Origin of the sequence: Streptomyces longispororuber, from assembly GCF_014656095.1 — a bacterium.
GTDB classification, from domain to species: Bacteria; Actinomycetota; Actinomycetes; order Streptomycetales; family Streptomycetaceae; genus Streptomyces; species Streptomyces longispororuber.
In genome coordinates this window covers 1-12,146 of sequence record NZ_BNBT01000200.1, presented here as the reverse complement: position 1 = coordinate 12,146, position 12,146 = coordinate 1, and the positions used below count along the sequence as shown (strand labels likewise).

Genomic DNA, 12,146 nt, shown 5'->3' with positions numbered 1-12,146 from the left:
CGGCGAACGGCCTGCGCGGCACCGCCGTGCGGCGGCTCGCGGCGCGGGTGGCCGGGCAGGTCCACGAGGCGGCGCGGCGGTGCCTGGGGCCCGGGCAGGGGGAGCTGGACCGGGCCGCGTTCGAGGAGGTGTTCCCCTGGGGCGCCCTGCCCGGCCGGGACGGCTGCGTGGCCTTGGCCCCGGCGGTCCTCGCGGAGGGCCTGCTGGTGCCCGCGGGCCCCGGCTACCGCTTCGCCCACGAGGAGGTCGCCGACTGGCTCCAGGGCACCCACCTGGACGTGGACGGCGCGCTGACGTCCCTGGTGCACCGGTACGCCGACGGCACCGACGACGGCCCGCCCCCCGGCCGCGCCCTGCTGGTGCCCCGCCACCGCATCGGCCCCGTCCTCCAGGCGCTGCTGCTCCTGGAGCGGCAGCGCGGGACGGCGGAGCTCGCGGCCCGCCTGAGCCGCCTGACGGAGGCCATGGAGGTGCTCGACGCGCCCGGACCGGGCCCCGGGGGGACGGGGTCCCGCGCCGAGGCCCGCACGGCGTCCTGCTCCGCCGGGGAGGTCCGTGCCCGGCGGGCCGGGCCGGCAGCCGGGGACCAGCAGGACACGCCCGCCGCCGGGGGGCCCGATCCCCGGGCCGACGCCCGGTGGTGGGCCCGGCGCCTCGTGGGCGAGGTGCTGACGCGGGTCCCGGACGCGCGCCCCTACCTGGACGTGCTCCACCGGCTCGCCGCGCGGTGCCCGTTCCCGCCGGAGTTCTGGATGGCCCTGCCGCTGCCCGAGGAGGACCGCTACGACCTGCTGCGGGCCGTGGTGCCCCACGACGGCCCGCCCGGCACCGAGGGCCGCGTGCTGGACGCCGTGGCCGAGCGCCTCGCCGCCGAGCCCGCCGCCGTCCAGCCCCACCTGACCCGCTGGTTCACCGACGAGAGCCCGCTGCGGGCGACCCCGGACGCCACCGTCGCCTCCGCCGCGCAGGCCCTGCTGCACACCCACCGGCACCGCGCCATCGACGACCTCACCGAGGCCCTGGCCGACTGCGCGCACACCCGGGCCGACGAACTGCTCGGCGCGCTCGCCGAGGACGAGCCGTCCGCGATGTGCCGCGCCGTCGACCGCTGGGCGCACGACGACCGGGCGGCCCGCCGGGTCGCCGCCGTGGTCTGGGGCCTGCGCACCGCCCGGCACGCCACCGGCGACGCCGACCGCGCCCTGCTGCGGTACGCCGCGGGAGCCCTGCTCGCCCGCCCCGGCGACAGCTCCCTGCACGGCGCGGCGCTCGCCCTGCTCGTGCGCGACCCGCGCACCCGCGACCGGCACCTGCCGACCGCCCTGAAGGCGTTCGCCGAGGGCGACCCCTGGCTGCCGGCGAGCGCCCTCGCCGCGGCCCTGACCACCCACCCCGAGCTCGTGCTCGGCGCGTTCCGCGCGCGGCTGTGCGGGCCGGACCCGGCGGCCGGGGACCTGCTGCGCGACCTCGCCCACGTCACCTCGCCCGTGCCGGCCCGCCGCATCGCCGGCCTCGTGCGCGAGCACGTCGAGCAGTGCCCGGAGGCCGCCGGCGCCACCGCCGCGTACGTGGAACTGCTCCTGGAGCACGGCCCCGACGTACGAGCCGTCCTGTTCCCGCTGGTCACCGCGTTGCTGGGGAGCGGGCCCACGGAGGTGCGGCGGGCGCTCGCCCCGGTGTTCGCGGCGCCCGGCGGGGAGGCGTCCCGGCCGCTGCGCGCCGAGCTGCTGGACCGGCTGCTCGCCCGGGAGCAGGACCCCGGCGTCGTCGAGGCGGTGCTGCGCGCGGTCGGCGGGCGCTGCGGCGACCCCGAGCGGGACCGGCACCTCGTCCAGCGCGCCGGACTGCTGCTCGGCCGCACCCCCGAGGGCGCGACCCGGTACGACCACGTCCTGGTGGACCTCGCCCGGGGCGCGCCGGAGTTCGCCGGGCGGCTCGCCCGCTGGATCGCCGACGCCCCGCAGGACTGGGCCGCGCTCGTCGGCCCCAGCGCGCGCCGCACGGTGGAGGGCCTCGCGGGAGGCGTGCCCGTGTCGGTGTAGCCGCCCCGCGGGCGGGCGTGAGCTCCACCACCCCGGCCGATGCGGGCGACAACCTGTCGGCATGGCACTCTTAGACCTGCGCAATCGGCAAAGGAACGTACACACGTACGGGACGCGGACGGGTTCGGCGAGGAGCGAGAACAGTGCAGCGCTGGCGTGGCTTGGAGGACATCCCCCAGGACTGGGGGCGCAGCGTCGTCACCATCGGTTCCTACGACGGTGTGCACCGCGGTCACCAGCTCATCATCGGCCGTGCCGTCGAGCGCGCCCGGGACCTGGGCATCCCCTCGGTCGTCGTCACCTTCGACCCGCACCCCAGCGAGGTCGTGCGCCCCGGCAGCCACCCGCCGCTGCTCGCCCCGCACCACCGGCGCGCCGAGCTGATGGCCGAGCTCGGTGTGGACGCCGTGCTGATCCTGCCCTTCACCAGCGAGTTCTCGAAGCTGTCGCCCGCGGACTTCGTGGTGAAGGTCCTCGTCGACAAGCTGCACGCCAAGGCCGTCGTCGAGGGCCCCAACTTCCGCTTCGGCCACCGCGCCGCGGGCAACGTCCAGGTCCTCGCCGAGCTCGGGGAGACGTACGACTACGACGTCGAGGTCGTCGACCTGTACGTGAGCGGCGAGGCGGGCGGCGGCGCGCCGTTCTCCTCGACGCTGACCCGCAGGCTCGTCGCCGAGGGCGACGTCGCGGGCGCCCGCGAGATCCTCGGCCGCCCGCACCGGGTGGAGGGCGTGGTCGTCCGCGGCGCCCAGCGCGGCCGCGAACTCGGCTTCCCCACGGCCAACGTGGAGACGCTGCCGCACACCGCGATCCCCGCCGACGGCGTGTACGCGGGCTGGCTGCACGCCCAGGGCGAGGCCATGCCCGCGGCGATCTCCGTCGGTACGAACCCGCAGTTCGACGGCACCGAGCGCACGGTCGAGGCCTACGCCATCGACCGCGTGGGCCTCGATCTGTACGGGCTGCACGTGGCCGTGGACTTCCAGGCGTTCGTGCGCGGCCAGGCGAAGTTCGAGTCCGTCGAGGCGCTGCTCGTCGCCATCGGCGACGACGTGAAGAAGGCGCGGACCCTGATCGAGGACTGCGAGCGCGCGTCGGGCTGAGACCCCCGGCCCCGCGGGCCCGCCCTCACGCATCGGACTGACCCCCTCGCCCTCCGGGCCCGTCCTCAGGCGTCGGACGTGACCGCCGTCGCCCAGTGGCAGGCCACCTGGGGCTCGCCCCCGCCCGAAAGGACCGGCAGGTCCTTCGTACGGCAGTCGTGTGCCACCCCGGCCCGCTCCGCCTCGCCGCTCGCCAGGACCTGGCAGCGGACGTGGAAGCGGCAGCCCGCCGGGACGCGGGACGGGTCCGGGGGCTCGCCCGTGAGCACCACCGGCTCGCCCGGCGCCTCCGGCAGCACCGACAACAGTGCCTTGGTGTAAGGGTGCTGAGGGGCCGTCAGGACCTGTTCGACCGGCCCCGTCTCGACGATGCGGCCCAGGTACATGACGGCCACCCGGTCGGCGATGTTCCAGGCGAGCCCCAGGTCGTGGGTGACGACGAGGGCGGACAGGCCGAGCTCGTCCCGCAGCCGCAGCAGCAGCGCGAGGATCTCGCCGCGCACGGACGCGTCGAGGGACGCCACCGGCTCGTCGGCCACGATGAGCTCGGGCTCCAGGACCAGCGCGCCCGCGATGACGACGCGCTGGCGCTGGCCGCCGGACAGCTCGTGCGGGTAGCGCAGGAAGAACCGCTCCGGCGGGCGCAGGCCCGCCCGCGCCAGGGCCTCGGCGACGGCCGCTCGCTCGTTCCCGCCGTACCGGTGGATGCGCAGCCCCTCGGCCACCGCGTCGTACACCGTGTGGCGCGGGTTCAGCGAGCCGCTCGGGTCCTGGAGCACGAGCTGGACGCGCTTGCGGTACGCCTTCAGGGCGCGGCCCCGGTAGTCGAGCGGCCTGCCGCCGAAGGTGACCCGGCCGGACGTGGGCCGCACCAGGCCGAGCAGCGAGCGCGCCAGCGTCGTCTTGCCGCAGCCGGACTCGCCGACGAGCGCCACGATCTCGCCCGGCCGCACGTCGAGGTCCACGCCGTCCACGGCCCGCGCCGGGTCCGCGCCGTGCCGCCCGGGGAACGTGACGTGCAGGCGCTCGGCCGTGAGCAGCGGTGCCGCGGCGGCCGGCGGGGCGGGCGGCTCAAGGGTGGCTCCGGTGGTCATGCGCGTCTCCTCGCGGCCGGGGGCACGGGCGGGCTGAACAGGGTGCGCGGCCCCGTCACGGCGCGCCCTCCGCCGCCGCCGGGGCCTGCTGCGGCACCGGGCTGCCCACGTGCACACAGGCCGCCAGGTGGGCCGGGGCCGCCGCGCGCAGCGACTGGTCCTCGGTGCCGCAGACGTCGAGGGCCACCGGGCAGCGCGGGTGGAACGTACAGCCCGCGGGGAGCGCCGAGGGGTCCGGCGGGTCGCCGGGCAGCCCGCGCGGCGCGAACCGCGAGCCGGCGTCCCCGATGCGCGGGAACGCCGCCGACAGGGCCTTGCCGTACGGGTGCTGCGCCCGCTCGTACACGTCCCGGGCCGGGCCCTCCTCGACGACCCGGCCCGCGTACATCACCGCGAGCCGGTCGCAGGTGTCGGCGAGCACCGCCAGGTCGTGGCTGATCATGACGAGGCCGAGGTCCTGCTCGGCGACGAGCTGCTCGATCAGGCGCAGGATCTGCGCCTGGATCATCACGTCGAGCGCGGTCGTCGGCTCGTCGGCGATGATCAGGCGCGGGTCGCAGGCGAGCGCCATGGCGATCATCACGCGCTGGCGCTGGCCGCCGGACAGCTCGTGCGGGTACGCGTCCGCGCGGGCGCCCGGCAGGCCCACGTGTTCGAGCAGCTCGCGGGCCTTCTTCCGCGCGCCCGCCTGGGTCGCCTTCTTGTGCAGCAGGATCGGTTCGGCGATCTGGTCGCCGATCTTGTGGACCGCGTTCAGCGAGTGCATGGCGCCCTGGAAGACGATGGACGCGCCCGCCCAGCGGACGGCGCGCACCCGGCCCCACTTCATCGTGAGCACGTCCTCGCCGTCGAGCAGGATCTCCCCGGTCACCCGCGTCCCGGCGGGCAGCAGCCGCAGCAGGGCGAGGGCGAGGGTGGACTTGCCGCAGCCGGACTCGCCGGCGACGCCCAGCTTCCGCCCGGCGTCCACGGTCAGGTCGACGCCGCGCACGGCGGCGGCCCCGGACGCGTACGTCACTTCGAGGTTCCTGACGTCGAGCAGCGGCTGCGCGGCGCCCCGCCCGGACGCGGGCGCCGTGGCCGTGGTGACGTCGTGTTCGGTGGTCAACGGGTCACTCCCAGCCTGGGGTTGAGCACGGACTCCACGGCCCGCCCGCACAGCGTGAACGCGAGCGCGACCACGGCGATGGCGATGCCGGGCGGCGCCAGGTACCACCAGTCGCCCGCGCTCACCGCGCCCGCCTCGCGGGCGTCCTGGAGCAGGCCGCCCCAGGAGACGACCGTGGGGTCGCCGAGCCCGAGGAAGGCGAGGGTCGCCTCGGTGAGGATGGCGCTGGAGATGACCAGCGTGGTCTGCGCGAGCACCAGCGGCATCACGTTGGGCAGCACGTGGCGGGTCATGATGTGCCCGTGGCCGCCGCCGAGCGCCTGGGCCCGCTCGATGTACGGGCGCGACTCCACGGCGAGGGTCTGCGCCCGCACCAGGCGGGCCGTCGTCGGCCACGTCGTCACGCCGATCGCCACGACGATCGTCCACAGGGAGCGGTCCATCACGGACGCCAGCGCGATCGCGAGCACCAGCGTCGGCATGACCAGGAACCAGTCGGTGACCCGCATGATCACGGTCGCGTACCAGCCGCGGAAGTGGCCCGCGGTGATGCCGACGACCGTGCCGATGGCGACGGACAGGAACGCCGCGAGCAGCCCCACCGTCAGCGAGATCCGCGCGCCCCACACGAGCAGCGCCAGCAGGTCGCGCCCGAACTGGTCGGTGCCCAGCGGGAACTCCCCGGTCGGCGCCCGCATCGCCTCGCCGGGCGCGTCGGTCACGCTCTGCGCGTCGGCGCCGACGAGCAGCGGCGCGAACAGCGCCGCGAGCGCGATCACGACCAGCGTGCCGAGCCCGATGAGCCCGGCCTTGTGCGTCCGGTACGCGCGCCAGAAGCGGACCGCGGAGTGCCGTCGGCGCGCCCGGGCGAGGGCGCGCGGGCTCTTGGCCGCGGCCGGTGTCGCGGCCGTGGCCGCGGTGTCGCTCGTCATCGGCCCACCCTCGGGTCGAACAGCGGATAGATCACGTCGGCCACGGTGTTCATGAGGATCACCGCGGTGGCGAACACGAAGAAGAGGCCCTGCACGAGCGGCAGGTCGGGCACGCTCAGGGCCTGGTAGAACAGCCCGCCGAGCCCCGGCCAGGAGAAGACGGTCTCCACGAGGATCGCGCCCGCCACGACCGTGCCCAGGTTCACGAACATCAGCGTGACCGTGGGCAGCAGGGCGTTCGGCACGGCGTGCCGGCGGCGCACCAGGTCGTCGCGGAGGCCCTTGGCCCGCGCGGTCGTCAGGTAGTCGCCGCCCATCTCGTCCAGGAGCGAGGACCGCATGACCAGGAGCGTCTGCGCGTAGCCCACGGCGACCAGGGTCAGCACCGGCAGGACCATGTGGTGCGCCACGTCCAGGACGTACGCGAAGCCGGTCTCGTCGCCGCTCTCCATGCCGCCCGTCGGGAAGAGCCCCGGCAGCGGCCCGGCGCCCACCGAGAAGGTGATGATGAGCAGCAACCCGAGCCAGAACGACGGCACGGAGTACAGCGTCAGGGCGAGCCCGGTGTGGAACCGGTCCCCGAGCCGTCCGTTGCGCCACGCCGTGCGCGTGCCCAGCCAGATGCCGATGACCGTGTAGAGGACGTACGCCGTCCCGGTGAGCCACAGCGTCGGCCCGAGCGCCTCGGTGATCTTGTCCATGACCGGCGCGTGGAACTGGTACGAGGTGCCGAAGTCGCCGGTGAGGACGTTGCCCACGTAGTCCGTGAACTGCTTCCACACCGGGTCGTCCAGCCCGAACTCCTGTCGCATGGCGGCCAGTTGCTCGGCCGAGACGCGGCGTCCGCCGGTCATCTGCTTCACCGGGTCGCCGGGGATGAGGCGGAACAGGAAGAAGCTCGTCACCAGCACCGCGAACATCGAGACGAGGGCGCCGCCGAGCTTGCCCCCGGCGTACCTCAGATAGGCGGTCGTGTCGCGCCCGCGGGGGCCGCGGCCCCGAGGACCGGCCGGCGCGGCGGGCCCACCGGGCCCGGCCCCGGACCTGGCTTCGGCCTCGGCGGCGAGGATCGCCGCCGGATTGTTGTCTGCCGCGGCCATGCGCTACTCGCGGCCTGGTGAGTCGTCGTTCGTCATGCGCGCTCCTTCGCTCACTCGCCCGCCCCCTCGGCTGTTCGGTCGGGGCCCGGCTGTCCGGGGGCCGGGGGCCCGGTGGCTCCCGGGGCCCCGCCGTTCCGCTCCTGGCTGCGGCGGTCCCGGCTGCCCCGGTCTTCGCTCGTGCGGTCCTGGCCCTTGTCGTCCTGGCTTGTACGGTCCTGACCCGTGCGGTCCTGACCCGTGCGGTCGTGGCCCGTGCGGCCGCGGCCGTGCCGGCCTCGACCGCGGCTACTCGCGGTCGTCCGCGGTGGCGCGGCGGCGCAGGACGACCAGGGCCCCGGCACCCGCGAGCACGGCCGCGGCGACGGCGATACCGATGATGACACCGGTGGAGCCGCCCCCATCGGAATTCCCCTTCCCACTCGCCGGGGTCGCCGACCACCAACTCCAATAGCCGTCCTGGCCGTAAATGTTTCCCGCCGCCGACGGCATGGTGGTGAGGGATGCGATCTGGTCGGTGCGGTAGGCCTCGACGGCGTTCGGATACGCGATCACGTTCATGTAGCCCGAGTCGTACAGCCACGACTGCATCTGCTTGACGATCGCGGCGCGTTTGTCCGGGTCGTACTCGGCGAGCTGCTTCTCGTACAGCTCGTCGTACTTCTTGTCGCAGATGAAGTTGTCGGTGGCGGCGCTCTCCTTCGCCTTCTCGGGAAGGGCGGCGCAGGTGTGGATGCCGAGGACGAAGTCCGGGTCCGGATTCACCGACCAGCCGTCGAACGCGAGGTCGTACTCCCCGGCGTACCAGGGCACGGACACGTCGTCGAGGCAGTTCACCTTCAGCCCGATGCCGAGATCGCCCCACCACTCCTTCAGGTACTTCCCCACGGCCTTGTCGTTCGGGTCGGTGGCGTGGCACAGGATGCGGAAGTCGAGCGGCCTGCCGTCCTTGCCGACGCGCTTGCCGTCGCCGTTCTTCTCGTACCCGGCGTCGTCGAGGAGTTTCGCCGCCCGCTTCGGGTCGTACGTCAGTTCCTGCTCCGCGGACGGCTTCCAGGCGTAGTCGGAGAAGCGCGGCGGGATGTAGCCGGCGCCCTCGACGGCGTTGCCCTGGAAGACCTTGTCGACGATCGTCCCGCGGTCGACGGAGAGGAACAGCGCCTGCCGGACCCGCTTGTCCAGCAGCGCCGGGTGGCCGTCGCCGAACTTCTTCCCGTCCAGGGTGCGCGCCCCCGGGTTCGTGGCGATGGCGAAGAACCGCCGCCCCGGGCCGTTGTTCACCTTGACGTCGGGCTCACCCTTGAGGCCGTTGGCCTGCGCGGGCGTGAGCGCGGGCTGCCCGGCGACGAAGGAGACCTCGCCCTTCTTGAGGGCGGCGACGGCGGCGTCCTGGTCCTTGTACGTCTTGAAGACCAGCTCGTCGAACTTCGGCGCCCCGCGCCAGAACTTCTTGTTGGCCTTCAGTTTCACGTACTGGTCGACCTTGAAGTCGGTGAGGACGAAGGGCCCGTTGCCGACGACCGGGAAGTCCTTGTCGTTGTTGAACTTCGCGATGTCGTCGACCTTCTCCCAGACGTGCTTGGGCACGATGGGAACGTCGAGCGCGGCCATGGTCGACTGCGGCTTCTTCAGCTCGATCACGAGCTTCGTGGGCGAGGGCGCCGTCACCTTCCTGAAATTCGTGACGAAGTTCGAGTTCGACGTGGCGGTGCCCTCTTTGGACATGATTTTGTTGAAGGTCCAGGCGGCGTCCTCGGCGGTCGCCTTCTTCCCGTCCGACCACGTGGAATTCGACCGGATGGTGTACGTCCAGGTGAGCTTGTCCGCCGAGGGCTCCCACTTCGTGGCGAACCCCGGAATCGCGCGGGCGTCCTTGACGTCGTAATTCGTGAGGTACTCGTACGTCAGCCGGTGGATGCTGGTGCTGAGCAGCCGCTGCGCCAGGAACGGGCTCAGCGAGTCGACGCTCTGCGCGACGGCGACCGTGAGGGTCTTCTTCCCGTCGGCCTTGGCCTCGGCCTGCCGGGGAGCCGGGTTGAGCGGTGTCGCGAGCCCGGCGGTGAGGCCGAGCGCGGCGAGGGCGCCGCCCGCGAGGAGCAGCGGGGAGCGGCCGCGCCGCGTCCCGCGTGTCCCGCGCGGGCCGGGGCCGGGGCGGGCGCCGCCGTGGCTGCTGGTACTGGTTCTGCCGTGCTGGTCCTGTGTGTCCATGGCTCGGTGACCTCGCGTCATCGCTCGCGCGGAGAGGGCTTGTGCGACTGGGTGCGGCTGCTGCTTGCGGCTGAGTGCGGCTGCGTACGGCTCGGGATGCGACAGGGTGCGGCTGGGGGGGGGGCGGCTCGTGTGCGGCTCGGGGAGCGTGCGGCTGTCTGTGGGGCTCGGTGTGCGACTGGTGTGCGACGTGGGTGCGACTGGTCGGTCAACTGGTCGATCAAGGGAGTGCCCGCTGGATGCTGTGTGTCTACCAGCGCCAGTCTGCACGCGTCAACGGCAGGTGAACCCCATGTGGCCTGCGGAAATAACGAGTTGACCGGGATTTCATCCGCATTGGTCAAGACCTCTGACGCACCCCAGGCCAGAGGATGACGGCCCGGTCAGGGGCTACGCCCTCCGCTCGCCCCGCGGTCGGCGGGTCCGCACGCGAACGGGCCCGCACCGGTGGAGGTGCGGGCCCGTGTGCTCCGTACGGGGGAGCCGGGGGTTATGCCTGCTGCGGGGCGCCGGGCGCCTGCGGCGGCACGGCCCCCTGCTGCGGCGGCACGGCGCCCTGCTGCTGCGGGACGGCTGCCTGCGGCGGTACGGCCGTCTGGGGTGGCGCGGGCGTCTGCCACCCCTGCGGGGACCCGGGCTGCTGCGGCGGCGCGTACGGGGCCTGCGCGCCCCCCGGGCCGGGGCCCTGCTCGCCCGGCGCGGGGGCGGGCGGCCCCGCGTACGGCTGCTGCGCCCCCGGGGCGGCGTACCCCTGGCCCGGCAGCGGCGGCGCCACCCGCGGCGGCGGGTTCCCGTCCGAGGTCCACAGCCCCTGCGCCTGCTGCGCCCGGGTGAAGTCCTCGGCCACCATCGCGGCCAGCGTGAAGTACGCCTCCCGCACCTTCGGCCGCATCATGTCGAGGTTGACCTCGGCCCCGGCCGCCAGGTGCTCGTCGAAGGGGACCACGACGACCCCGCGGCACCGCGTCTCGAAGTGCGCCACGATGTCCTCGACCTTGATCATCTTTCCGGTCTCGCGGACCCCGGAGATGACCGTGATGGACCGCTGCACCAGGTCCGCGTACCCGTGCGCGGCCAGCCAGTCCAGGGTCGTCGAGGCGCTGGACGCCCCGTCCACGGAGGGCGTGGAGATGATGATGAGCTGGTCGGCGAGGTCGAGCACCCCGCGCATCGCGCTGTACAGCAGCCCGGTGCCGGAGTCCGTCAGGATGATCGGGTACTGCTTGCCGAGGACGTCGATCGCGCGCCGGTAGTCCTCGTCGTTGAAGGTCGTGGACACGGCCGGGTCGACGTCGTTGGCGATGATCTCCAGGCCGGACGGCGCCTGCGAGGTGAAGCGCCGGATGTCCATGTACGAGTTGAGGTACGGGATCGCCTGGACCAGGTCGCGGATGGTCGCGCCGGTCTCGCGCCGGACGCGGCGGCCGAGCGTACCGGCGTCCGGGTTGGCGTCGATCGCGAGGATCTTGTCCTGCCGCTCGCTGGCGAGGGTGGAGCCGAGCGCGGTCGTCGTGGTGGTCTTGCCGACGCCGCCCTTGAGGCTGATGACGGCGATGCGGTAGCAGGACAGGACCGGGGTGCGGATCAGCTCCAGCTTCCGCTGCCGCTCGGCCTCCTCCTTCTTGCCGCCGAACTTGAACCGGGACCCGCCGACGGGCCGACTGCTCTTGGTCCGCTGCTTCTTGTTGTTCAGCAGCCGGTCCGAGGACAGCTCCACGGCCGCCGTGTACCCGAGCGGGGCGCCCGGGTTGGTGCGCTCGCGCTGGTCGTGCTGCACGGGCTGCGGCCAGGCGGTCCCGGCACGCGGGTCGACGGGGGCGTGCGGGACGTGCGGCGGCTGCGCCGCGGGGGTGGCCTGGGGGTACGGCTGGGCCTGCGCGGGGGGCAGCGGCTGCGCGGGGGGAAGCGGCTGCTGGGGTTGGGGCTGGGCCTGGGGCTGGTGTGCCTGGGGTTGTACGGGGGGTGTGGCCTGCGCGGCGTGCTGCGCGGGCTGCTGCGAGGCGGGCGCCGGGGGAGTGGCCTGGGGGAACCCGTAACCGGCCTGCGGAGTGGCCGCGTTGGGCACGCCCGGCGTGGGGAATCCGTAACCGGCCTGCGGCACGGGCACGTCCGGCGTGGGGAAGCCGTACCCGCCCTGGGGCGCGGGCGCGGGCGCGGGCGCGGGCCCCGGACCGGGCGCCGGGGTGTCGGGCGCGGCGGGAGGAGCCTCGGGCGTGGTCGGAGGAGCCTCGGGCGCGGCCGGAGGGGCGGTCGTGGCGGGGCCGGTGGGCGTGGCCCAGCCCTGCGGGGCGGGCGCGGGTGCCTGGGGCTCGACGGGGGCCTGCGGCTGGACGGGGGGCTGGGGGTGGACGGAGGGCTGGGGGTGGACGGAGGGCTGGGGGTGGACGGTCGCCTGGGGCTGACTGGACGCCTGGGGCTGGACCGGAGTTTGCGGCTGGACCGGTGCCTGCGGCCCGGTGGATGCCTGCGGCTCGGCGAGCTGCGGCTCGGCGGGCGGCTGCGCGGGCGGCGTGGCGGCCGGGCCCCGCGGGCCGGGCGCGGGCCACTGCGGCGCGGCCGTCG

The 12,146-nt window shown here is 74.5% G+C and carries 7 protein-coding genes and 1 pseudogene; 2 read left to right on the top strand and 6 right to left on the bottom strand.

All coding sequences use genetic code 11. The annotated features are described in order from the left end of the window. A pseudogene (locus IE330_RS39435) lies at window positions 1-2,042 on the top strand (serine protease); the annotation flags it as partial. 143 nt (window positions 2,043-2,185) lie between these two features. Next, window positions 2,186-3,145 (top strand): bifunctional riboflavin kinase/FAD synthetase, encoded by a 960-nt coding sequence (locus tag IE330_RS35195; protein ID WP_190140247.1) that lies wholly within the window; start codon window positions 2,186-2,188, stop codon window positions 3,143-3,145. Window positions 3,146-3,210: 65 nt separating this feature from the next. Here the strand turns inward: IE330_RS35195 and IE330_RS35190 are convergent, their stop codons facing one another. The 6 genes from IE330_RS35190 to IE330_RS35165 all read right to left on the bottom strand — a co-directional run. Next, window positions 3,211-4,239 (bottom strand): ABC transporter ATP-binding protein, encoded by a 1,029-nt coding sequence (locus tag IE330_RS35190; protein WP_190140246.1) that lies wholly within the window; start codon window positions 4,237-4,239, stop codon window positions 3,211-3,213. Between the two features lie 55 nt (window positions 4,240-4,294). Next, window positions 4,295-5,347, bottom strand: a complete 1,053-nt coding sequence (locus IE330_RS35185) for an ABC transporter ATP-binding protein (RefSeq protein ID WP_373314807.1) — start codon at window positions 5,345-5,347, stop codon at window positions 4,295-4,297. Continuing rightward, window positions 5,344-6,279 (bottom strand): ABC transporter permease, encoded by a 936-nt coding sequence (locus IE330_RS35180; protein WP_190140245.1) that lies wholly within the window; start codon window positions 6,277-6,279, stop codon window positions 5,344-5,346. The genes IE330_RS35185 and IE330_RS35180 overlap by 4 nt, the downstream gene beginning before the upstream one ends. Continuing rightward, window positions 6,276-7,379, bottom strand: a complete 1,104-nt coding sequence (locus IE330_RS35175) for an ABC transporter permease (protein WP_229926147.1) — start codon at window positions 7,377-7,379, stop codon at window positions 6,276-6,278. Before IE330_RS35175 ends, IE330_RS35180 begins: the two co-directional genes overlap by 4 nt. Window positions 7,380-7,664: 285 nt before the next feature. Then, window positions 7,665-9,584, bottom strand: a complete 1,920-nt coding sequence (locus tag IE330_RS35170; RefSeq protein ID WP_229926146.1) for an ABC transporter substrate-binding protein — start codon at window positions 9,582-9,584, stop codon at window positions 7,665-7,667. A gap of 490 nt (window positions 9,585-10,074) precedes the next feature. Beyond that, window positions 10,075-12,146 (bottom strand): MinD/ParA family ATP-binding protein (locus IE330_RS35165; protein ID WP_229926145.1); only part of this gene is annotated, 2,072 nt, incomplete at its 5' end.

Bases quoted from the DNA above. Each gene is read 5' to 3' on its own strand.
- IE330_RS35190 (WP_190140246.1), bottom strand. From the start codon at position 4,239: ATGACCACCGGAGCCACCCTTGAGCCGCCCGCCCCGCCGGCCGCCGCG.
- IE330_RS35180 (WP_190140245.1), bottom strand. From the start codon at position 6,279: ATGACGAGCGACACCGCGGCCACGGCCGCGACACCGGCCGCGGCCAAG.
- IE330_RS35175 (WP_229926147.1), bottom strand. From the start codon at position 7,379: ATGGCCGCGGCAGACAACAATCCGGCGGCGATCCTCGCCGCCGAGGCC.
- IE330_RS35170 (WP_229926146.1), bottom strand. From the start codon at position 9,584: ATGGACACACAGGACCAGCACGGCAGAACCAGTACCAGCAGCCACGGC.